This is a genomic window from Alloalcanivorax balearicus MACL04 (assembly GCF_025532145.1).
GTDB classification, from domain to species: Bacteria; Pseudomonadota; Gammaproteobacteria; order Pseudomonadales; family Alcanivoracaceae; genus Alloalcanivorax; species Alloalcanivorax balearicus.
In genome coordinates this window covers 60,467-81,491 of the sequence record NZ_ARXS01000019.1, presented here as the reverse complement: position 1 = coordinate 81,491, position 21,025 = coordinate 60,467, and the positions used below count along the sequence as shown (strand labels likewise).

The window sequence follows — 21,025 nt, the reverse complement described above, 5'->3', positions numbered from 1 at the left end:
GGTTGCGGGGCACCATAGAATCTCCCACAGCCAGGCGTGTTGCGTGTTACGTGCAAGCGAATTGTGGGACAGCAAAGCCTCCCAGCGATTTTTGAAGCCACGATATCAATCATCACGGCCGATGGTGATGCCACCAATCCGGGTGACACCGCGCAAGCGCAACAACGCCCAGATCATACCCGCCAGTCCGATGATCGGCGCCAGATAGAGAGTACGGTCGGCGAACAGCATCAGCGCCATGCTGGCGAAGAACATCAGCGCGAAAATGACGAAGAACAGATAAAGAGGCTTTTTGTTCATGCTCCGCTACTCCCGGGGAATACCCCATGGAGGGCCGTCCCTGAGAAGGACAGCCCCATTTTGTTATTATCAGCCCATGCAGGGACGTCAAGCGGACCTCCCCGGCCGGATTCATTAATCTTTTCATGGAAGCCGGCGCAATGCGATAGTCCGGCATTCGCTCTTTTCGACCACCCGGTCATGCCTCTTTTCCTCCGCTGTGGTCTGCTACTCTGTAAGAGCCGCACCGGAGTTCCCAACTGGAGTATTGGATGAGCAGTCCCTACGGCTTCCATTTTGACAACAGCTACGCCCGCTTGCCGGAGCGCCTGTTCGCCCGCTGCGAACCGACACCGGTGGCCACCCCTGTTGGGATCCTGTTCAACAGCCCGCTGGCCGGGCAACTGGGCCTGGACGCCTCCACTTTGGACAGCCCGGACGGCGCCGCTCTGCTGGCGGGCAATACTCTGGCCGAAGGCAGCGAGCCGATTGCCCAGGCCTATGCCGGCCACCAGTTCGGCTATCCGAACATGCTCGGCGATGGCCGCGCCATCCTGCTTGGTGAACAGCTCACTCCCGACAGCCAACGCCGCGATATCCAGCTCAAGGGTGCCGGCCGGACGCCCTTTTCCCGTGGCGGTGATGGCCGCGCCGCTCTCGGCCCGATGCTGCGGGAATACCTGATCAGCGAAGCGATGCACGCCCTCGGCATTGCCACTACCCGTAGCCTGGCAGTAGTGGCCACCGGAGAGCCGGTATACCGCGAAACCGTTTTACCCGGCGCTATCCTGGCCCGAGTCGCGGCCTCGCATTTGCGCGTGGGCACCTTCCAGTTCGCCGCCGGCCAGCGGGATCCCGAGTTACTGGAAACACTGGTGGACTACACGCTGCAGCGCCATTATCCGGATCTCAGAGAGAGCGACAACAAAGCCCTGGCGCTGCTGGACTCGGTAATGGAACGGCAACTGGATCTGATCGTCCACTGGATGCGGGTCGGCTTTATTCATGGCGTGATGAACACTGATAACGTGGCTCTCTCCGGCGAGACCATCGACTACGGCCCCTGTGCTTTCATGGATCACTACCACCCGGACACGGTGTTCAGCTCCATCGACCACCAGGGCCGCTACGCCTATGGCAACCAGCCGGCGATCACCCAGTGGAACCTGACCCGCTTCGCTGAAACCCTGTTACCACTGATCGACACGGACACCGACACCGCGGTGCAAAAAGCTACCAACGTGATCAAATCCTTCAGCGGACGCTATGACGCCAAATGGCTGGCGATGATGCGTGCCAAGCTGGGCCTGTTTGGAGAAGACCCGGTGGACGCCACGCTGGTTCAGGACCTGCTGGACTGGATGCAGCGACGCCAGGCGGATTACACCAACACTTTCCGCGATCTGATCGGCGAGACCGCGCCGGTGGACGGGATCTATCAGGATGAAGCCTTTGAAAACTGGCATCAGCGCTGGCAAGCGCGCTTGAGCCGCAACGCCAAACCGCTCAAGTCCTCGTTCTGTCTGATGCGCAACCACAATCCAGCGGTGATCCCCCGCAACCACAAAGTGGAAGAAGCCCTGAACGCGGCGGTGCGTGATGATGATCTGGGCCCCACGCACCGGCTGCTCGATGCGCTCTCCCACCCTTACCAGGATCGCGATGACATCGATGACTATCGGCAACCACCGAAACCGGCGGAGCGGGTACTGCAAACCTTCTGCGGCACCTGACCATCCGGCTCGGGATATAAACGCGAGTCGATACGAGAAGGAAGGAAAACACATGGAGAATACCCGGCGGATAGCCACTCCCTTGCTGGTCGCGCTGCTCATTCTGGCCGGCTGCGACAGTACTGGAGAAACCGGCACGAAAGCCTCTCCCAACGCCTTTCACAGCGATGAATACGGCATCGGCCTGGCCTATGACAACCATCAGGCCCACGCCGTAACGGAGACCGGCGGCTACTTCGGCGACCCGACCTGGCGGCTGGATGCCGAAGCGGATGCCCCTGGCGAGCGGCTGCTGGTGTTGCGCCTTAACGACTCCGACGAGATCCTCACCGGCGAACTGCGTTTGGGGGTCAGTCGTGATCCGGACCAGGTGAAACACTGCACCCGTCCCGGTGCCCTGGCGACATCAAGCGAGACCGGCACCACCGAGCTGGACGGCGCGCTCTTCACCACCTATCGCGGAGGCGACGCCGCCATGAACCATTTTCAGAACCTGCGCGCCTACCGTGCTGTCCACCAGAGCACTTGTTACGCCATTGACCTGGTCCTCCAGGGCACCAATCCGGAGGTGTACGATCCTCCCCGGGAAGCCCCGTTCAGCCGCGAGGAAGGTTTTGCAAGGCTGAAAGCCCTGCTCAGTGGAGTGGCATTCGATGAAAAGCCGAAAGGACGTAGTTAATCCCCAGCCCCGCCTTCCTTGAAAGGAAGACGGGGCGGCCTGTCTAACGCCGCAACTCTTCTATCTTCTTCCTGGAAAACAGGCCATAGAGGCTCGGCAGCACCAGCAATGTCAATGCCGTGGCCGAGACCAGACCACCGACGATCACCGCCGCCAGCGGTCGCTGTACCTCACTGCCGACACCAGTGGCCAACAGCATCGGCATCAACCCGAGCATGGAGGTCAACGCGGTCATCAGCACCGGACGCAGCCGCGATACCGCGCCTTCGAAGACGGCCTGATCGACGCTTTCGCCATCACGCAATCGCATGTTGATAGCTTCCACCATCACCACGCCATTAAGCACCGCCACCCCAAACAGGGTGATGAACCCCACCGAACTGGGTACCGACAGGTATTGGCCGCTGATCGCCAAGGAGAGGATGCCGCCGATCAACGCCAATGGCACATTAACCAGGATCAACAGTGCCTGAGCGACGGAGCCGAAGGCGAAGTACAGCAATAGGGCGATGAGTCCCACCGCCACCGGGACCACCATGGACAAACGTTGTTGCGCCCGTTGCTGGTTTTCATACTGGCCGCCAATATCGACGTTGTAGCCGGCGGGCAGATCCACTTCAGCATCGATCACCCTCTGGATATCCGCGACCACCGAGCCCATGTCACGGCCAGCCACATTGGCCTGGATCACCACTCGCCGCTGTACATCATCGCGGCTGATCTGCGGCGGCCCGGTGACCAGCTCCACCCGCGCCACGTCGGCCAGGCGCACCCAGGCGCCATTAGCGGCCTGCAGGCGCAGGTTGCGGATGGCTTCCGCATCGCGGCGGGCGCCCTGTTCAAAGCGCACATAAATATCGTAGCGTTCGTTGCCATTGATCACCTGGCCGGCGCTGCCGCCGCCGAGCCCATTGCTGACCAGGCTCATCACCTGATCAACGCTGAGCCCATAGCGACTCAGTGCATTCCGGTCCGGTTCAACCACCAACTGTGCCTCACCGGCAATCTGCTCAAGTTGCACATCCGTGGCACCCTTCACCTCGCGTACGGCCTGCGTAATGGCCTCGCCTTTTTCTTGCAGTATCTCCAGATCCGGGCCAAACAGTTTGATCGCCAGTTGCGCTTTGACACCGGAAAGTAATTCGTCAACGCGCATGGCGATGGGTTGCGAGAAGTTGAGCAACAGGCCGGGATGAGCTTGCAGTTTTTCTTCAATTTTCTCCTGCAGCTCCAATCGATTTCTGGCGCTGGTCCATTCGCCCACCGGTTTCAGTCCGATATAAATCTCCACATTGCTGACCGGTTCCGGATCACCGCCGATCTCCGCGCGGCCAACCCGGCTCAGCGCGTAGGTTACCTCCGGAAAAGTCATGATTTCCCGTTCCAGTTTCTCCCCCACTTCCAGCGCCGTATCCAGGCTGGATGACGGCGCCAGCGTAACCCGTAACGCCAACGTGCCTTCCTCCAATACCGGCACGAACTCGGTACCGATGAACGGCACCGTGGCCAGCGCCAATACCAACAAGCCGACCGCGCCGCCGATCACCACCTTGCGCGCAGCCAGAGCCCTTGCCAGCAGGGCGCGATAGCGTGCTTCCAGCCAGCCGACCAGTTTGTTGGGTTTTTCTTCCACACCATGCCGGAACAGGAAAGACGCCAGCGAAGGCACCACGATCAACGCCACCAGTACGGCGGCGGCCATGGCCAGCATGATGCTGATCGCCATCGGCACGAACATCTTCGCTTCCACCCCCTCGAAGGCGAACAACGGCATGAACACCACCAGAATAATGCTGGCGGCGAAAAACACCGGCCGAGCCACTTCCTGGGCAGCGTCCTTGACCCGCAACGCGATGCCGCCGGGCGCATCATCAGCACCCTCCCGGCGACTCAGATGTTTGAAGATGTTCTCCACCATCACCACCGAGCCGTCCACCAGCATGCCGATGGCCACCGCCAAACCACCCAGGGACATCAGATTGGCGGACATGCCCAGGCCTGCCATTACCAACAGTGCCAGGCCAATGGACAAGGGAATCGACAGCAGCACCAGTACGGTGGCACGCAAGTTCATCAAAAACAGAGCCAAAACGATAACGATGAAAAGGAACGCCAGCAGCAGCGCGTTGACCACCGTGCTTACCGCCTTTTCCACCAGATCCGCCTGATCGTAGAACACTTCGAAGCGCACCCCGTCCGGCAGCGCTTGTTGAATGCGTTCCACCCTCTCTTCGATGCCATCGATAGTGGCCTTGGTATTGGCGCCCATGCGTTTGAGAACGATGCCCGCCACCACTTCACCCAGAAATTCCGCATTGCCCTCGGCATCGCGGCGGGTCATGGTCAGCGCTCCCTGGCGGATCTCACCGCCGAATTCCACCTTCGCCACGTCACGCACCCGCACCTGAGTGCCATTGACTTCTTTCAGAGGAATAGCGGCGATATCGCTGAGCCCCTGCTCGCCGCTGCCGACCCAGCCCATACCACGAATCACCAGTTGCTCGGCGCCGCGATCCAGGTACCAGCCACCGGCATTACGATTATTCGCGGCGATGGCGCCCATCACCTGCTGCAATGTCAGATCGTAGGCCAGCAGGCGGGACGGTTTGACGTTGACCTGATACTGCCGCACCTCCCCTCCGTAGCTGAGCACGTCGGTGACGCCACCCACCGGCATCAGCAGCAGTTTCACCACCCAATCGTTAAGACTGCGCAATTGCATGGCATCAACACCGGAGCCGGGCTCAGCGGTGAGCAGGTATTGATACACCTGTCCGAGGCCGGAGGTGTTCGGGCCCATTTCCGGCGTACCAACCCCTTCTGGAATATCTTCCCGCGCTGCCTGTAAACGCTCGAAGACCAGTTGCCGGGCGAAGTAGATATCAGTGCCGTCCTCGAACACCACGGTGACAATGGACAAGCCGGTCTTGGAAATCGAACGGACTTCCGCCACCTGTGGCAATGCATACATCACCGCTTCAATTGGATAGCTGATCAGTTGTTCCACTTCCTCCGCCGCCAGCCCGGGGGCTTCGGTATTCACTTGCACTTGCACGTTGGTGACGTCGGGAAAGGCATCCAGCTTCAAGCGTGGCATTTGCCAGGCGATCACCCCCACGGTGATCACCAGCAAAAGCAGCACCACCAGGCGGTTGTTCACCGCCCAGTCAATACAGCGATTCAACATAATGTTCTCCTTGCCGGATCCGCGTTGGCCTTAATGAGCGTGGACATCGAAGCCCGACTTGGCCTGTTCACTGGCGAGAAAGAAGGCACCGCGGGTGACCACGCGTGCGCCCGCCGGCACGCCCCGGATCACGCGGGCGCCCTCCAGGGACTGCCCTGGTGAGACTTCACGGGCTTCGTAAACTCCCGGCTCTTCCTCCACGAAAACTTGCCAGTCGCCATCGCCGCCGCGGGTCAGGGCCTCCTCCGGCACCACCAGGGCGTTGTCCGGTAACGGCAGCACCAGCTCCACGTCGGCGAACATCCCCGGATGGAGCAGATGGTTTTCGTTGGGAACGCGAATACGGACTTCCATGGTTCGGGTGACCGGATCGAGCCGGTGACCGGAGAGAATCACTTCGCCGTCCACCTGAGTCTCACCGACCCGCACCCGGGCCGGTGTACCGGTATCGACTCTGAGTCCCGGCTGCGGCGGCAACGCCGCTTCCGCCCACAGTTCGCTTTCATCCACCAGCGTAATCAGTGAGCTGCCGGCGGCGAGCCACTGGCCTTGCTGGAAAGCGTCGCTGAGAACCAGCCCGGTATCCGGTGCACGCAACGTATAAACACCAGCGTCGCCTTTACCCTTCTCGATGTCCGCCAGATCAGCATCGGCAAGCCCGTAACCACGCCCCCGTGCCTTCAGGTCCTGATAACGGCCCTGCACATCCAGGTAGCGCTGATTGCCCACCGTGGCGCGGCCAAGACTACGAACCCGACGCCATTCGTCGGACACGGCTCGCAACTCAGCCTGCAGGGTAGCCATCTCGGCGCTAAACAGGGTGGCGACAGGGTCGCCTTTCTCCAGGTGCTGGCCCAGGGTGGCGGAGCGCGACAACACCTGGGAATCCACCCTCACCGGCACCTCCCAGGTGCGATACAGATTGCTGGTGATTTCCGCCGGCAAACGCAGCGAGCGGGTGGCTCCGGCACCGGATTGCAAGGTGATCACGCGCAGCCCGAGCATACGTCGCTGCGCCTCGGTCAGCGTCAGATCATCACTATGCCCATTTACTTCGCCGGCGGACTCTTCCGGGCCATGCTCATGTTCGGCACCAGCACCCTCGTCATGCCCTTCGCCTTGATCCGCCCAAACCGACGAAACGACCAATAACAACAGGCAGAGTCCCACTCTTTTTTTCGTGATCACGTTTTTCATGATTGTCCTCCCTGCCCCCGGTTCCCGGCGGCCAACATCTCGATCCAGCTATCCAATTGCGCGCTTTGATAAAGCCATTCCAGCCACGCCTTCTGCATCGACTCACGCAGAGCGATGCCGGCCAATAGCGCGTCCTGACGCTGGTTGAGGCCTTGCAGATAGTCCTGGGTGGTGATTTCCCCCAGTTGCCAGGTGCGCTGCAACAGGTCGGCGGCATCCGCCAGGCGGGTGGCGGACAGTTCCCGCCAGGACAACCAGCGGGCGCGGCGTTGCCGGTAATCAATCAGCGCACCTTCGACTTCGGCACTCAACGCCCGCTGCTGCTGATCCAGCAGGGCCTGTTGCGCGTCGCCGTCAGCCAGCGCCGCCTGGTACTCCGCCTTGCCGGTGTTGAACAGCGGCAGTGGCAGGCTGAAATCCAGCCCCCACAGGTTGTCCTCACCTTCCCGGCCGACGGTGACGCCAAGAGTGGGATCGGTGCGGCGCTGCTTGCCGGCCAGTTCCACCTGACGCTCCGCCGCCATCACCTGCAGACGAGCCAGACGCAGGTCGTAACTGTCCTTCGCACGGACGGCATCCATCACCACGGAACCGTCCGCCTCCCATAGCCCGGCATCCGGCAACGGGTAATCCGGCGCGGTCTGGTTGAATACGGCGCGCAAGCGGGTTTCGGCGGCGGTGGCTTCACTTTCCGCGTCGGCCAGAGCTTGCTGGGTCCGGCCCAGGGCCAGATACGACAACTGCGCGCTCACGCGTCCCAGATCACCGGCGCGCTCGCGCTTGCGCACCAGCGCCAGCAGATCCGACAGGCGCTGCTCCTGCTCGCGGACGCCCTGCAGCCGGGCCTGAGCGGCGTCATAGGCGGCCAAAGCGGAAAGCACATCCACCGCCAATCGTGCCCGCGCCTTTTCAGCGCGGACTTCCGCCAGCCGCGCCTGTACATCACCGAGGCGGGCACCGCTACGGCCCTTACCAGACCAGTCCAAGGTCTGCCCCAGACCGACGGTACGGGTGGTTTCGGCGCTGTTTTCGTAGCCGATATTCAGTTCCGGGTTGTACAGAGGCTGCGACTGGGCGCGGGCCTCGGCCCGATCACGTTGCAGGCGCGCCTCGATGGCGCGGCTGGCGGGCAGGTCCGCCATTTCGCGGTTGACCCAGCGCGCCCAGGTGGCATCGTCCGCCGCCGCTGCCACGGCGGGGATCGCCAGCAGCGCACTCAGACAGGCGCCCCCCATGACGCGCACAAGCCGAGGGATGACCGCCATGGAAGGCGGTCGTGACGAAGGAAGGTTCATAACCATGACTCCGGATTCGGACCCGGCGAAATCGGTTTACGGGTCCGGACCAATTGACACGGGAAGACTCCGGCCTAACGCCGGCAGTGGTGCCCGTGGACAAAAGCGATGTCGGGAGTCAGACGATGGGAGGCCGGTACGGTGAGGAAGGGGGCGGCACCGGCAGAGCAGGCACCCGGCTGTCCGCCAGTACCGGCAAGGGCGCCCGGGCGCTCTGCTCGACGGCGGGGGAGGCCATGAAACCGTGGCACTGACAGCAGTGCTGGGCACCGCCATGGTGCTCGAAACCGGTATTCTGGTCCGGCTGATCCAGGGCCACGGTCAGTTCATGGCCGTCCGTCACCGGCACCCGCTCATGGCTGGCCACGTCCGTCACCAGCACATGAAAGCTGGTCACGCACAGCAGCAGCAAAGCCATACAACGTCGAAGCACCATGGCGGATCCATACCGGTAAAGAAACACGACTCGCACGAAGTGCGGTCGCGTCTGAGTATGCTTGGAACCGACGTGCCATGACAAGTTCCCCGGCCCTCTTGCAGTTTCCTTCCGGCACGGCATAGTGAGCCGCCATGTTGACTGTGAGAGCGTCATGGACAAAAACACCCTGATTGATACTATCCTGGCCCGCCCTCTGCACCGCGCCTGCGGCCTGAACCTGGTGCGCAGCGCCGATGGCGAGAGCGAGGTCACCCTGGAACTGAACGAATTCACTCTCGGCCCCACCGGCGATCTGCACGGCGGCATACTCTACGCCTTTTTTGACGTAGCCAGTTTTCTCGCCCTGCTTTCGGTGTTGCCGGAGGACCGCTACGCGGTTTCCATCGAGACCCATACCAGCCTGCTGCGCGGCGCCAGCGGCGAAGGGCGGATCGTGATCCGCACGCGTGTGGACCGGCTCGGCCGCACTCTGGCGTCGATGCGTGGCGAAGCCTTCTTCCAGGCCGCGGACGGCGCCGAAAAGCTGATTGCCACCGGCTCGGTGACCAAGGCGGTGGTGGCCAAAGGCTGATACCTATATTGAGGAAACCCGATGACCGACAAGATTCTCACCGGCGACCGCCCCACCGGCCAATTGCATCTCGGCCACTACGTGGGCTCCCTGCGTGCCCGGGTGGAACTGCAGGACCAGTACCCGCAGACCATTCTGATCGCCGACATGCAGGGCCTCACCGACAACGGCCACAACCCGGCCAAGGTCGCCGAGAACATTCTCAATGTGCTGGCCGACTATCTGGCGGTGGGCATCGATCCGCAACGCACCACCTTGTGCCTGCAATCCGGCCTGCCGGCGCTGGCCGAACTGACCCAGTTCTACGCCAACCTGGTGACGGTCGCGCGGCTGGAACGCAACCCCACGGTGAAAGCGGAGATCGCCAGCAAGGAGTTCGGCGCCTCCATTCCGGCCGGCTTCCTGACCTACCCGATCAGCCAGGCCGCCGACATCACCGCGTTCCGCGCCACCCTGGTGCCGGTGGGCGATGACCAGCTGCCGATGATCGAGCAGACCAACGAAGTGGTGCGCAAGGTCAATAACGTGGTCGGCCAGGAGTTGCTGGTGGAGTGCCGCGCTTTGATCGGCAAGGCCTCCCGTTTGCCCGGCGTCGACGGCAAGGCGAAGATGTCCAAATCCCTGGGCAACGCGCTGGTGCTGGGTGCCAGCGAAAAGGACATCGCCAAGGCGGTGAAGAAGATGTACACCGACCCCGGCCATCTGCGCATCGAGGACCCGGGCAAGGTAGAAGGCAACGTGGTGTTCACCTATCTGGACGCCTTCCATCCGGACGAAGCCCTGGTGGCGGGCCTCAAGGAACACTATCAGCGCGGTGGCCTGGGCGACGGACAGGTGAAGAAAGTTCTGGAACAATGCCTGCAGGAACTGCTGGCGCCGATCCGCGAACGCCGGGAACGTTTCATCGCCGACAAGGGTGAATTGATGCGTATCCTCAAGGCCGGCACGCAGGCAGCACGGGAAGAAACCGGAGTAGTGCTACAGGATCTGAAAAAGGCTTTCGGTTTGCCGATCCTCTGACCCCTCCCGGGCGGCGAATTCGAAAGCAAGGAACGGAGCGTCACACCGTTCCCGCCGCCCTACTCTGGCTCTGTCCATGCCGGCACGCCCGGCGATCCGGTTTCCCAGGAGGCAGCCATGAACAGAGCAGCAAGCAAACAGCAACAGGCCGAGGCCATCCTTGCCGATCCGCGCTGGCAGGCACTGGTAGCGCGCGATGCCAGTGCCGACGGCCACTTCTACTACGCGGTCATCACCACCGGCGTTTACTGCCTGCCGTCCTGCGCGGCGCGGCGGGCACGGCCGGAGAATGTGCGTTTCTTCGACAACCGCGAACAGGCCGAGGCCGCCGGCTTTCGCCCCTGCGCGCGCTGTCGCCCGAATCGGACGGCACCGGCGCATCTGGCGGCGATCATCGACGCCTGCCGCCATATGGAACAGGCGGAAACACCGCCAACCCTGAATCAGCTGGCGGAACAGGCCGGCCTCAGCCCCCATCACTTTCACCGGGTGTTCAAACGGATCCTCGGCGTCACTCCCAAGGGCTACGCCAGCGCGATACGGGCACGCCAGTTACGCGAGGGTCTGCAACGGGATGGCCGTATCACCGATGCCATCTTCGACGCCGGCTACAACAGCAGTGGCCGTTTCTACGCCCAGGCCCGGGCTCTGCTGGGCATGGAACCGGCCCGCTTCCGTGATGGCGGCAATGGTGAACGTATCGAGGTGGCCGTGGGCCAGTGCTCACTCGGGGCCCTGCTGGTGGCGCGCAGTGGCCAGGGCATTTGCGCCATCGCCCTCGGCGACGACGCCGATGCCTTGCTGCGCGAATGTCAGGATCACTTTCCCAAGGCCGAACTGCAGCCCGGCGACGACCGGTTCGACGCCCTGGTGGCCCGGGTGGCGACCTTGATGGAGCACCCCGAACAAGAACCGGACCTGCCGCTGGATATTCGCGGCACCGCCTTCCAGCAAAAGGTGTGGCAAGCGCTGCGCCGGGTGCCGGCCGGAGAAACCCTGAGCTACGCCGAACTGGCCAGACGCATCGGTTCGCCGAAGGCGGTGCGCGCGGTGGCCGGCGCCTGCGCCAACAACCCGCTGGCGGTGGTGATCCCCTGCCACCGCGTGGTGCGCAGCGACGGCGACGTGTCCGGTTACCGCTGGGGCGTGGAGCGCAAACGCGCGCTGCTGGAGCGAGAGACCGGTGCACAAGAGGCCCGTTCATGACACCACGGCAACGTCTGGAACAAGTGGATTGGCCGGCACTGGAACAGCACCTCGATGATCAGGGCCACGCGGTTATCCCCGGCCTGCTCGACGCCGGCGAGTGCACCGGGCTGGCGGCGCTGTACGCGGAAACGGACCATTTCCGCTCGCGGGTGGTGATGGCCCGTCACGGCTTTGGCAGGGGCGAATACCAGTACTTCACCTATCCGCTGCCGACGCTGGTCGACACCTTGCGCCAGAACCTCTATCCACATCTGGTGCCGATAGCCAATCGCTGGCAGGCCCGCTTGGGCAAGCAGCGGCGGTTTCCGGTGGAGCACCGCGCTTACCTGGCTCAATGCCATGACGGCGGCCAATGCCGCCCCACGCCCCTGCTACTGCGTTACCGGCCCGGCGATTACAACTGTCTGCATCAGGATCTCTACGGCGAGAACTGGTTTCCACTGCAGGTGGCGGTGTTGCTGTCCGCGCCGGGCGAACAGTTCGAAGGCGGCGAGTTCGTGCTCACCGAACAGCGTCCGCGCCGCCAATCCCGGGCCATGGTGCCGCCGCTGCGACAGGGCGACGCCCTGGTGTTCGCGGTCAATCAAAGACCGGTGGCCGGGCAACGTGGGGATTACCGGGTCACTCTGCGCCACGGCGTCAGCGAACTTCGCCGTGGTGAACGCTATACTCTGGGGCTGATCTTTCATGACGCCGCCTGAGTGAGCCTGTTTCAGGGCCACCGGCGGCACTGACTCGGGAGCTCCACATGCAAATAAAAAACGCCGTCGCTCTGATCACCGGCTCGTCCTCCGGCATCGGCGCCGCCACCGCCCGCCTGTTCGCCGAATACGGCTGCAACGTGGTCATCAACTACAGCCGTAACGAGGGGGGGGCGCAGAAAGTGGCCGACGATTGCCGCGCCCTCGGCGTGGAAGCCCTGGTGGTGCAGGCGGACGTCAGCCGTGATGAGGATTGCCGGGCACTGGTGCAGGCCACGCTGGATCAGTTCGGCCGTCTCAACATTCTCGTCAACAACGCCGGCACCACCCTGTTCTGCGCTCATGAAAACCTGGACGGTCTCAGCGCCGACGACTTCCTCAACATTTACCGGGTCAACACCGTCGGCCCCTACCAGATGGTGCGGGCGGCGGAAAAAGCTTTGCGCGACAGCGGTGTCGCCCACGTGGTGAACATGGCCTCCATCGCCGGGCTCGCCGGGGTCGGCAGTTCCATCGCCTACGCCGCCTCCAAGGGCGCGCTGCTGACCATGACCAAATCCCTGGCCCGGGTGATGGGCCCGCAGGTGCGCGTCAACGCTATCTGTCCGGGCTTCGTGCAAGGGGAATGGCTGGCCCAGGGCCTGGGCCAGGAGCGCTATGACGCGCTGTTGGAGCAAACCAAAAGGGGCGCCGCGCTGAATGACGCCGCGTCTCCGGAAACCGTGGCTCAGGCGGTACTGGGGCTGGTCATCGGCGGCGACCTGAGCACCGGCGAAGCGTTGCTGGTGGACGGCGGGAGCCATCTCAACGCCAGCGGCGTAAAACGCTAGGGAACCTGGTCTGGGACTGCTGGCCTACACGTCCATTCGCTGCCGAGGCAGCTTCCCACAGGCGGAGCTACGGGGCCGCTGTGGGAAGCTGCCTTGCCAGCGAACGCCGTGCGAATTTAAGGACAGCACGAACCACGATTAACGCCGTGGCGGCCGTGCCGCCAGCAGCGCCAGCCAGTGGGGTCGCCAGGACAGTGTGAACGCCACGATCAGGGCCGCCCCGGCCAGGGACATGATCCACACCAGGGCCGCCATGGTCGGATGATCCACCTGCAGACACAGGATCAGCGCCAGCGCCAGCGCGACACCGCCGGACAGCCTCAACCCCCGGGCGGAAACCACGCCACGGGCCTGCTTGCCGCAGGCCTGTTTCCAATGCACGTCCAACGCCAGGGCAAACCAGCCCAGGCCAATCAGGCTGAGCAGCAACGCGGCCAGCAACAGAACGTTCTCAGGCATGGGCGGCCTCCCCGGACAGCTCGCTGCCGTCCGCCGACTGGGGACGGGGACGGCGCTGCAAACGCCGCGCGGTGAACACCGCCACCAGCGCGCTGACCAGCATGAACAGATCCACCCCCGCCACCGGCCAATAACCGGCACTCAGGGTTTTCAGCAGATGATCGCCGGTGGTGACCCAGTTGAGCACCACCGCGACCACCGCCAGCACCGCGATGGCCCAACATTGCTCACGCCAGGCCGGCGCCAGCTTGCCCAGAGCCACCGGCGCGGTACGCCAGAACGCGTGCGCCATCGCCAGCCCCCACACACCCCAGAAGCAATATTGCTCCCAATCGCCCCGGGCCGGCAGGTTCACCGGTAGCAACCGATTGGCGATCAAAATGCCAAGCGTGGCGATCAGCATGCCGGTGACCGTGGTCACCGCCAGGGCGTCCACTACTCGCGAGCCGATCTGGCCGCGTTTGGCATGCTGGCGCTTGCGTTTCTCCACGAAAAACAGGAAGCCCGTGGCGATGCACGCGCACCCGGTAAGGCCACCGAGCACGTACAGCCAGCGCAGCAACCAGTGGCGGAAGTGCTGCAAGTGCAAACCGGTGAGGAACTCATCGATCCGTTCCACCGTCGACGGCGGCGGGTCCTCGCGCAGCACTTCGCCGGTGGACGCCTTGAAGTGAATGCCTTCTCCGGTGAGAGCGATGCGGTCGGTACCGGCACGATAAATGCTCACGTAGCCATTAGCGTCGCCAACGTGCTGCAACGCCAGAAAGCCCACATCACCGGCCATGTCCCTGGCCGCCCAACGGCGCTGGGCTTCCGCCACCATCGCGTCCACCGAGGCGATCGGCGCGGCGACGCCGGACCGTTCGTGGGGCAAGCCGGTTTCCTGGGACTCAACCACTTCGTGCAGATCGTGCAGGGGTTCCAGTTGCGTGTGGGTGACCGGGAAATAGATACCCGCGAAAATCACCAGCCCGGTGAACGCGAACATAAAGTGAAACGGCAGCGCCACCACACCGGTCAGGTTGTGCAGATCGAGAATGCTGCGCTGATTGCTTTTCTTCGGCCGGAAGGTGAACAGCTCGCGGAACAGCTTGCGGTGCATGATCACGCCGGTGACCAGCGCCACCAGCATGATCAGTGCCGCCAGCCCGACGATCCAGTAGCCCAGATCCTTCCAGTGCAGATTGAGGCTGTAGTGCAGCGGATAGAAGAAGCGGCTGCCGATCTTCAATTGATCATCCGGCAAGGATTCGCCAGTGCGAGGATCAATGGTGCGGGTGCCCCAAACCAGCTCGTCCGGGTTGTTGGCGTTGGGCACCTGGTAGCCGGCGAACAGCCCCAGTACCGGGTCCCGGTGCGTGGTGTAGGCGCCCCAACGTACCGGCGTGTCGAAATGTTCCGGCATCGGCCCATCCACCCGGGAGCGCATCTGGTCGACGCTTTCCCTGGAGGGCTGCATGTCCTCGAATACCGGCTTGAGGATCTCGTCGAAGGACGGCATCGGCTGCGGCTCGAAGCGGCTCTCGGGAATCGCCCAGCGGTCGATTTCCCGATCGAACACCGACAGCGAACCGAAGAAGAACACCACCATCAGCACAAAACCCAGGAACAGCCCAAACCAGGTGTGAACCCAGGCCATGGCGAGACGGAAATTCTGAAACATGGGGATTCTCCTTCCGCTCACACCAGCGCGTGTTGAATGAGGGACGCCAGCACCGCCATCAAGGCGCCGCCACCGGCCAGAACCAGCCATACCCGACGCGGATCACGGGCGGCAAAGCTCCACAAAAAGGTCACCAGGTAGAGCAGAAAAGCCAGCAGGCTGAACAAATGCTCGGCGTCGTGAAAAGGCATGCCTGCGGCGAAGGCGGCGGCCACGCCCAGCGCGATGAAGCCCCAGGCCAACACATAGCCGCCGAGCAAGGCGGCAGCGATACGGGAAAGCAGTTGTGTGCGGGACACGATTGCGGTGCTCATGGTCTTCCTGTCCGGGACGTCGGGCGTCCTGTTCGCGGGTTGGCGGAATGCCGCAAATGATACTCGATCGCAAACACTAATGAAATTCGTCCCTGAATGACGGCGCCGGCAAGGGCACGCGGATCATTCGACAGGCCCGTCCATATATTTCAATTTTGAATATGTATTCAATTATTTATTACTTTTAAGTTGTTCAGCAAACGATACCCTGTGTGGACATCCATTCCGGCAGGAACCCACCCATGTCCCTCGAGCATCTGATCATCCCCGGTTGGCACGGCTCCGGCCAGGACCACTGGCAAAGCCATTGGCAGGCCCGATTACCCGCGAGCCGCCGCACCCGCGTGCGTGACTGGCAATTGCCGGACCGGGAAGACTGGATCGAAGCCCTGCACCATCTGGTCAGTACCAGCACCGCGGACCGCGTGGTGCTAATCGCCCACAGCCTGGGCTGCGTTACCGTCGCGCATTGGGCCCGCCGCCATGGCCAACAATGGGCTCATCGAGTAGCCGGAGCGTTGCTGGTGGCGCCAGCGGACGTGGAACGGGACACCGCACCAGCGGCGTTGCGCGGTTTTGCCCCGGTGCCCATGGAGCCGCTGCCGTTCCGATCGATCCTGATCGGTTCCAGCAACGACCGCGCCGCCAGCGCCGCCCGGACGGAACATTTTGCCGATGAATGGGGTAGTGATTTCGAGTTGCTGGAAGGCGTGGGGCACATCAACGTGGCTTCCGGCCACCATCGCTGGGACGGCGGCCGTCGTTATCTGCGGCGACTGACCGCGGAGCTTCCTGCGATGCCGACGGCGCCGCGCATCACTCCTTCCGCTGTCTCCCAGGCGTATTGATGGATCGCGGTCCAGGGGCGATGCATTGGCAACTACATTCGCGGCCAAGGCCGCTTCCCACAGAAGTCTCTTAAGCGCTGTGGGAAGCGGCCTTGGCCGCGAATAGGGCATATCAGTTGCGTGGACAGGGCTGCCCCACGATTGTGGGGCAGCTTTTATCCCGCCAAGGATCAGGCGGCGTCACTCACCGAGGTGCGGATCAGGTGGTCGAAGGCGCTCAGCGCGGCCTTGGCCCCTTCGCCCATGGCGATGACGATCTGCTTGTACGGCACCGTGGTGACGTCGCCGGCGGCGTAGATGCCGGGGATGGACGTCTCGCCGCGGGCGTCGGTGATGATCTCGCCGTGGCGGGACAGCTCCACCGTGCCCTTCAGCCAGTCGGTGTTGGGCACCAGGCCGATCTGCACGAACACCCCGGCCAGTTCCACGCGGTGCTCTTCGCCACTGTCACGATCCTTGTACAGCAGCCCGTTCACTTTGGTGCCATCACCGGTGATCTCGGAGGTCTGGGCGTTCACGTGCACGGTGACGTTGGCCAAGCTGTGCAGTTTCTTCTGCAGCACGGCATCGGCGCGCAGCTTGGTGTCGAACTCCAGCAGAGTGACGTGCTCGACGATGCCGGCCAGATCGATGGCCGCTTCCACGCCGGAGTTACCGCCGCCGATCACCGCCACGCTCTTGCCTTTGAACAGCGGACCGTCGCAGTGCGGGCAGTACGCCACGCCGCGTCCCCGGTACTCTTTCTCACCGGGCACGTTCACTTCACGCCAGCGGGCGCCGGTGGCCAGAATCAGCGTCTTCGTTTTGAGGCTGGCACCGGAGGCGAAACGGACTTCATGCAAGCCGCCTTCGCTGTCCGCCGGAATCAGTTGCTGCGCGCGCTGCAGATTCATGATGTCCACGTCGTATTCACGGACGTGCTGCTCCAACGCGGTGGCCAGTTTCGGCCCCTCGGTTTCCTTCACCGAAATGAAGTTCTCGATGGCCATGGTATCCAGCACCTGACCACCGAAGCGCTCGGCGGCGACACCGGTGCGGATGCCTTTACGGGCGGCGTAGATGGCGCTGGCGGCACCGGCGGGCCCGCCGCCCACCACCAGCACGTCGAAGGCGTCCTTGGCGTTCAGTTTCTCGGCGTCACGCTCGGCGGTGCCGGTATCCAGTTTGGCCAGGATTTCTTCCAGACCCATGCGGCCCTGGCCGAATTCTTCGCCGTTCAAGAACACACTGGGTACCGCCATCACCTGGCGCTGATCGACTTCGTCCTGGAACAGGGCACCGTCGATGGCCACGTGTTTGATGTTCGGGTTCAGTACCGCCATCAGATTCAACGCCTGGACCACGTCCGGGCAGTTCTGGCAGGACAGAGAGAAATAGGTCTCGAAGCGGAAGTCGCCTTGCAGCGCTTGCACTTGCTCGATCACCTCGTCGCTGACCTTGGGCGGATGACCACCCACTTGCAACAGTGCCAGCACCAAAGAGGTGAATTCATGGCCCATGGGAATGCCGGCGAAGCGCAGGCTGATGTCACCGTCCACGCGGTTCAGGCTGAATGAAGGCCGGCGCTCGTCATCGCCATCCTCACGCAACGTGATCTTGTCGGACATCGCCTCGATTTCGCGCAGCAGCTCCGACAGCTCCCGGGATTTGTCGCCATCATCCAGGGACGCGACCATCTCGAACGGTTGCGTGATGCGCTCCATGTAGGATTGCAATTGGGTTTTCAAGTTGGCGTCCAGCATGCTGGCGGTCTCCATGAACGATTAACAGGATGTCGATTAAAACCCGGGCCCGTGGGCCCGGGATTGATCCATGCCCGTGGCGGGATCAGATTTTGCCAACCAGATCCAGGGACGGAGCCAGGGTGGCTTCGCCTTCTTTCCATTTGGCCGGGCATACTTCGCCAGGATGGGCACGCACGTATTGAGCGGCTTTCACCTTGCGCAGCAGGTCTTCGGCGTCACGGCCGATGCCTTCGGCGGTGATTTCCATGGCTTGGATGATGCCGTCCGGATCAACGATGAAGGTGCCGCGGTTGGCCAGGCCTTCGTCTTCACGCAGTACTTCGAAGTTACGGCTGATTTGCATGGTCGGATCGCCGATCATGGTGTACTTGATCTTGGCGATGGTTTCGGAGCTGTCGTGCCATGCTTTATGGGTGAAGTGGGTGTCGGTGGAGACAGAGTAGATTTCCACGCCCATCTTCTGGAACTCTTCGTAATGATCGGCCACGTCGCCCAGTTCGGTGGGGCAAACGAAGGTGAAATCGGCCGGGTAGAAGAAGAACACTCCCCACTTGCCTTTCAGGTCGGCTTCGGTCACTTCGACGAATTTACCGTCCTTGAACGCCTGGGCTTTGAACGGCTTGATTTCGGTATTGATTACAGACATGTCTTGCTCCTTTCGAAAGGTTGTCAACTTGACGGAGAGAAGCATAACGCCGGCGAAACGATATTCATAATGGATAGGCAGAATGGTCGCGATTGGTTTTGCCTATCCATATTTCGTGCCGCCGGGCGCTCGGCTTTTCCCTGAAACGGGCGCTATCCGTGAGTCGCCCGTCCGGGCCCCATCTTCATTACCAGCAGTGACAGTGGCAAGACGATGTCCTGAATCAAGAACACTGGCGATCAATGCGCGCCGTCCCGCGCGAATACCCGCGCGGCGCACGGCAGCGCCCGCACCGGCTCACCGACCTGGAACGGCCAGTGACCGCCGTGATGAGGCAATTCCACCTGCAACGCGGTATCACCGTTCGGTATTCGCACGCCAACCCGCAGTGCCGCCCCAACCTGAGCCACGCTTTCCACCCGTACGGCCACGCCCTCCCCCTTGTCACCAGCCTGCAGCTGAATATCGTGGGGGCGGATATAGCCGGTCACCGGACGCGGTTCCGATTGCCCGAACTCGGGAGCGGGCACCCGCAGCCCGGCCAGTTCCGCCCAGCCACCGGCGGCGTGTCCGGACAACCGGTTGGCATCACCGATGAAGCCGTACACGAACGGCGAAGCCGGTGCGTTGTAGATTTCCTGAGGCGTGCCCACCTGCTCAACCCGCCCCTGGTTAATCAACACGATGCGGTCCGCCACTTCCATCGCCTCTTCCTGATCGTGGGTGACGAAAATCGATGTGATGTGCAACTCATCATGCAAACGCCGCAACCAGCCTCGCAGGTCCTTGCGTACCCGGGCATCGAGGGCCCCGAACGGCTCGTCCAGCAGCAGCACCCGCGGTTCCACCGCCAGCGCCCGGGCCAGAGCGATGCGCTGACGCTGGCCACCGGACAGTTGATCCGGATAACGGTCCGCCAGCCAGTCCAGTTGCACCAGTTCCAGCAATCGGTGCACGCGTTTGGCGATCTCCTCCCGTGAAGGTCTTTGTTTGCGCGGGCGCACGGTCAGACCGAAAGCGACGTTATCGAACACGGTCATGTGACGGAACAACGCGTAATGCTGAAACACGAAACCGACGCCCCGTTCACGCACATGGGTGAAAGTTGCGTCCTCGCCGGAAAACAGCACCGCGCCGCTGTCCGGGTATTCGAGCCCGGCGATGATCCGCAGCAAGGTGGTCTTGCCGCACCCGGACGGCCCCAGCAGCGCCACCAGCTCGCCGCTGTGAAAGGTCAGCGAGACATCGTCCAGCGCCTTGAAGTGACCGAAGGTTTTCCGCAAATCACGGACCTGAATACTCATGAGACCTCCTGACGGGCGGCGGCGTGCGCGGCACGCTCACGGTCCCGTTGATGCTTGAATTCGAGAAAGGACTTCGCCACCAGGGTGACCACCGCCAGCAACGCCAGCATCGACGCCACCGCGAAAGCGGCGGCGAACTGGTATTCGTTGTAGAGAATCTCCACATGCAACGGCAACGTGTTGGTCTTGCCGCGAATATGCCCCGACACCACACTGACCGCGCCGAATTCGCCCATGGCCCGGGCGTTACACAGGATGATGCCGTACAACAGCCCCCATTTGATCGACGGCAAGGTGACACGGCGGAAGGTTTGCCAGCCGCTGGCGCCCAGCGTCAACGCCGCTTCCTCCTGACTGACGCCTTGCTCCTGCATCAACGGAATCAGTTCCCGCGCCACGAAGGGGAAAGTGACAAACACCGTGGCCAGCACGATCCCCGGCACCGCGTAAATAATCGACAGGTTGTGCTCCTCCAGCCAGGGACCGAGCCAGCCCCGGGAGCCAAACACCAACACGTAGATCAGGCCGGCGATCACCGGTGACACCGCGAACGGCAGGTCGATCAGGGTGATCAGCACCTGCTTGCCGCGAAAATGGAATTTAGTCAGGCTCCAGGCAGCGGCAACGCCGAACACCACGTTCAAAGGTACCGCCAGGCCGGCGGCGATCAGCGTCAGCTTCACCGCATGCCAGGCGTCCGGCTCGGTCAGCGCCGCCAGATAAGCCTGCCAGCCTTTGGAAAACGCCTCCTGGAACACCAGCACCAGAGGCACCACCAGAAACACACCGAGGAACGCCAGCGCCAGGGCGATCAGCAGCCCCCGCAGCCAGGCTGCCTCGGTCACCGCCCGACGGCTGACCACCACGTTGCCCGGCGTGGACAGGGAAGACATCACACCACTCATT

20 protein-coding genes are annotated in these 21,025 nt (G+C 62.8%); 8 read left to right on the top strand and 12 right to left on the bottom strand.

Annotated features, from left to right (window positions below; translation table 11 throughout):
- Positions 1–105: 105 nt before the first annotated feature.
- Positions 106–300 (bottom strand): hypothetical protein, encoded by a 195-nt coding sequence (locus tag MA04_RS15550; protein WP_163122015.1) that lies wholly within the window; start codon positions 298–300, stop codon positions 106–108.
- Positions 301–551: 251 nt separating this feature from the next.
- Between MA04_RS15550 and MA04_RS15545 the strand changes: the two genes are divergently transcribed.
- Both MA04_RS15545 and MA04_RS15540 read left to right on the top strand, forming a co-directional pair.
- Positions 552–2,012 (top strand): protein adenylyltransferase SelO, encoded by a 1,461-nt coding sequence (locus MA04_RS15545; RefSeq protein ID WP_262461449.1) that lies wholly within the window; start codon positions 552–554, stop codon positions 2,010–2,012.
- Positions 2,013–2,064: 52 nt separating this feature from the next.
- Positions 2,065–2,691, top strand: coding sequence for a hypothetical protein (locus MA04_RS15540; protein ID WP_262461448.1), 627 nt, complete (start codon positions 2,065–2,067; stop codon positions 2,689–2,691).
- Positions 2,692–2,734: 43 nt separating this feature from the next.
- On the opposite strand, the gene MA04_RS15535 is transcribed toward MA04_RS15540, so the two are convergent.
- The 4 genes from MA04_RS15535 to MA04_RS15520 all read right to left on the bottom strand — a co-directional run bounded on the left by MA04_RS15535 (position 2,735) and on the right by MA04_RS15520 (position 8,806).
- Positions 2,735–5,878 (bottom strand): efflux RND transporter permease subunit, encoded by a 3,144-nt coding sequence (locus MA04_RS15535; protein ID WP_262461446.1) that lies wholly within the window; start codon positions 5,876–5,878, stop codon positions 2,735–2,737.
- Positions 5,879–5,908: 30 nt separating this feature from the next.
- Positions 5,909–7,075: an efflux RND transporter periplasmic adaptor subunit gene (locus tag MA04_RS15530; RefSeq protein ID WP_262461444.1), complete on the bottom strand. Its 1,167-nt coding sequence runs from the start codon at positions 7,073–7,075 to the stop codon at positions 5,909–5,911.
- Entirely contained in the window at positions 7,072–8,370 is a 1,299-nt protein-coding gene (locus MA04_RS15525; RefSeq protein WP_262461442.1) for a TolC family protein, read from the bottom strand. Before MA04_RS15525 ends, MA04_RS15530 begins: the two co-directional genes overlap by 4 nt.
- Positions 8,371–8,488: 118 nt before the next feature.
- Positions 8,489–8,806: a hypothetical protein gene (locus MA04_RS15520; protein WP_262461440.1), complete on the bottom strand. Its 318-nt coding sequence runs from the start codon at positions 8,804–8,806 to the stop codon at positions 8,489–8,491.
- A gap of 154 nt (positions 8,807–8,960) precedes the next feature.
- Between MA04_RS15520 and MA04_RS15515 the strand changes: the two genes are divergently transcribed.
- The 5 genes from MA04_RS15515 to MA04_RS15495 all read left to right on the top strand — a co-directional run bounded on the left by MA04_RS15515 (position 8,961) and on the right by MA04_RS15495 (position 13,140).
- A complete protein-coding gene (locus MA04_RS15515; protein WP_163122025.1) occupies positions 8,961–9,380 on the top strand; it encodes a PaaI family thioesterase in 420 nt (139 codons plus the stop codon).
- Between the two features lie 21 nt (positions 9,381–9,401).
- Positions 9,402–10,400: a tryptophan--tRNA ligase gene (trpS, locus tag MA04_RS15510; RefSeq protein WP_262461438.1), complete on the top strand. Its 999-nt coding sequence runs from the start codon at positions 9,402–9,404 to the stop codon at positions 10,398–10,400.
- Between the two features lie 117 nt (positions 10,401–10,517).
- Positions 10,518–11,606, top strand: coding sequence for a bifunctional DNA-binding transcriptional regulator/O6-methylguanine-DNA methyltransferase Ada (gene ada / locus MA04_RS15505; RefSeq protein WP_262461437.1), 1,089 nt, complete (start codon positions 10,518–10,520; stop codon positions 11,604–11,606).
- Entirely contained in the window at positions 11,603–12,310 is a 708-nt protein-coding gene (locus tag MA04_RS15500; RefSeq protein ID WP_262461435.1) for a 2OG-Fe(II) oxygenase, read from the top strand. The genes ada and MA04_RS15500 overlap by 4 nt, the downstream gene beginning before the upstream one ends.
- Positions 12,311–12,357: 47 nt before the next feature.
- Positions 12,358–13,140: an SDR family NAD(P)-dependent oxidoreductase gene (locus tag MA04_RS15495; protein WP_262461433.1), complete on the top strand. Its 783-nt coding sequence runs from the start codon at positions 12,358–12,360 to the stop codon at positions 13,138–13,140.
- Between the two features lie 138 nt (positions 13,141–13,278).
- Here the strand turns inward: MA04_RS15495 and MA04_RS15490 are convergent, their stop codons facing one another.
- The 3 genes from MA04_RS15490 to MA04_RS15480 are packed head-to-tail and all read right to left on the bottom strand — an operon-like array spanning position 13,279 to position 15,576.
- Positions 13,279–13,599, bottom strand: coding sequence for a DUF3325 family protein (locus MA04_RS15490; protein WP_163122036.1), 321 nt, complete (start codon positions 13,597–13,599; stop codon positions 13,279–13,281).
- Positions 13,592–15,262 (bottom strand): PepSY-associated TM helix domain-containing protein, encoded by a 1,671-nt coding sequence (locus MA04_RS15485; RefSeq protein WP_262461431.1) that lies wholly within the window; start codon positions 15,260–15,262, stop codon positions 13,592–13,594. The genes MA04_RS15490 and MA04_RS15485 overlap by 8 nt, the downstream gene beginning before the upstream one ends.
- Before the next feature lie 17 nt (positions 15,263–15,279).
- Entirely contained in the window at positions 15,280–15,576 is a 297-nt protein-coding gene (locus tag MA04_RS15480; protein WP_163122042.1) for an iron uptake protein, read from the bottom strand.
- A gap of 242 nt (positions 15,577–15,818) precedes the next feature.
- Here MA04_RS15480 and MA04_RS15475 point away from each other — a divergent pair, with 242 nt between their 5' ends.
- Positions 15,819–16,424, top strand: coding sequence for an RBBP9/YdeN family alpha/beta hydrolase (locus MA04_RS15475; RefSeq protein WP_262461429.1), 606 nt, complete (start codon positions 15,819–15,821; stop codon positions 16,422–16,424).
- Positions 16,425–16,594: 170 nt separating this feature from the next.
- Here MA04_RS15475 and ahpF read toward each other — a convergent pair whose 3' ends face one another.
- From ahpF to cysW, 4 genes are all read right to left on the bottom strand, one after another.
- Positions 16,595–18,166: an alkyl hydroperoxide reductase subunit F gene (ahpF, locus tag MA04_RS15470; RefSeq protein ID WP_262461427.1), complete on the bottom strand. Its 1,572-nt coding sequence runs from the start codon at positions 18,164–18,166 to the stop codon at positions 16,595–16,597.
- An 85-nt stretch (positions 18,167–18,251) separates the two neighbouring features.
- Positions 18,252–18,815: an alkyl hydroperoxide reductase subunit C gene (gene ahpC / locus MA04_RS15465; protein WP_014996411.1), complete on the bottom strand. Its 564-nt coding sequence runs from the start codon at positions 18,813–18,815 to the stop codon at positions 18,252–18,254.
- Positions 18,816–19,054: 239 nt separating this feature from the next.
- Complete coding sequence (locus MA04_RS15460; protein ID WP_262461425.1) at positions 19,055–20,119, bottom strand: sulfate/molybdate ABC transporter ATP-binding protein; 1,065 nt, start codon at positions 20,117–20,119, stop codon at positions 19,055–19,057.
- Positions 20,116–21,024, bottom strand: a complete 909-nt coding sequence (gene cysW / locus MA04_RS15455) for a sulfate ABC transporter permease subunit CysW (RefSeq protein WP_262461424.1) — start codon at positions 21,022–21,024, stop codon at positions 20,116–20,118. Before cysW ends, MA04_RS15460 begins: the two co-directional genes overlap by 4 nt.
- Position 21,025 lies beyond the last annotated feature (1 nt).

What these genes read in the sequence shown, in the direction of transcription:
- MA04_RS15550 (WP_163122015.1), bottom strand. Translation starts at nt 300, where the DNA reads ATGAACAAAAAGCCTCTTTATCTGTTCTTCGTCATTTTCGCGCTGATG.
- MA04_RS15545 (WP_262461449.1), top strand. Translation starts at nt 552, where the DNA reads ATGAGCAGTCCCTACGGCTTCCATTTTGACAACAGCTACGCCCGCTTG.
- MA04_RS15540 (WP_262461448.1), top strand. Translation starts at nt 2,065, where the DNA reads ATGGAGAATACCCGGCGGATAGCCACTCCCTTGCTGGTCGCGCTGCTC.
- MA04_RS15535 (WP_262461446.1), bottom strand. Translation starts at nt 5,878, where the DNA reads ATGTTGAATCGCTGTATTGACTGGGCGGTGAACAACCGCCTGGTGGTG.
- MA04_RS15530 (WP_262461444.1), bottom strand. Translation starts at nt 7,075, where the DNA reads ATGAAAAACGTGATCACGAAAAAAAGAGTGGGACTCTGCCTGTTGTTA.
- MA04_RS15525 (WP_262461442.1), bottom strand. Translation starts at nt 8,370, where the DNA reads ATGAACCTTCCTTCGTCACGACCGCCTTCCATGGCGGTCATCCCTCGG.
- MA04_RS15520 (WP_262461440.1), bottom strand. Translation starts at nt 8,806, where the DNA reads ATGGTGCTTCGACGTTGTATGGCTTTGCTGCTGCTGTGCGTGACCAGC.
- MA04_RS15515 (WP_163122025.1), top strand. Translation starts at nt 8,961, where the DNA reads ATGGACAAAAACACCCTGATTGATACTATCCTGGCCCGCCCTCTGCAC.
- trpS (WP_262461438.1), top strand. Translation starts at nt 9,402, where the DNA reads ATGACCGACAAGATTCTCACCGGCGACCGCCCCACCGGCCAATTGCAT.
- ada (WP_262461437.1), top strand. Translation starts at nt 10,518, where the DNA reads ATGAACAGAGCAGCAAGCAAACAGCAACAGGCCGAGGCCATCCTTGCC.
- MA04_RS15500 (WP_262461435.1), top strand. Translation starts at nt 11,603, where the DNA reads ATGACACCACGGCAACGTCTGGAACAAGTGGATTGGCCGGCACTGGAA.
- MA04_RS15495 (WP_262461433.1), top strand. Translation starts at nt 12,358, where the DNA reads ATGCAAATAAAAAACGCCGTCGCTCTGATCACCGGCTCGTCCTCCGGC.
- MA04_RS15490 (WP_163122036.1), bottom strand. Translation starts at nt 13,599, where the DNA reads ATGCCTGAGAACGTTCTGTTGCTGGCCGCGTTGCTGCTCAGCCTGATT.
- MA04_RS15485 (WP_262461431.1), bottom strand. Translation starts at nt 15,262, where the DNA reads ATGTTTCAGAATTTCCGTCTCGCCATGGCCTGGGTTCACACCTGGTTT.
- MA04_RS15480 (WP_163122042.1), bottom strand. Translation starts at nt 15,576, where the DNA reads ATGAGCACCGCAATCGTGTCCCGCACACAACTGCTTTCCCGTATCGCT.
- MA04_RS15475 (WP_262461429.1), top strand. Translation starts at nt 15,819, where the DNA reads ATGTCCCTCGAGCATCTGATCATCCCCGGTTGGCACGGCTCCGGCCAG.
- ahpF (WP_262461427.1), bottom strand. Translation starts at nt 18,166, where the DNA reads ATGCTGGACGCCAACTTGAAAACCCAATTGCAATCCTACATGGAGCGC.
- ahpC (WP_014996411.1), bottom strand. Translation starts at nt 18,815, where the DNA reads ATGTCTGTAATCAATACCGAAATCAAGCCGTTCAAAGCCCAGGCGTTC.
- MA04_RS15460 (WP_262461425.1), bottom strand. Translation starts at nt 20,119, where the DNA reads ATGAGTATTCAGGTCCGTGATTTGCGGAAAACCTTCGGTCACTTCAAG.
- cysW (WP_262461424.1), bottom strand. Translation starts at nt 21,024, where the DNA reads ATGAGTGGTGTGATGTCTTCCCTGTCCACGCCGGGCAACGTGGTGGTC.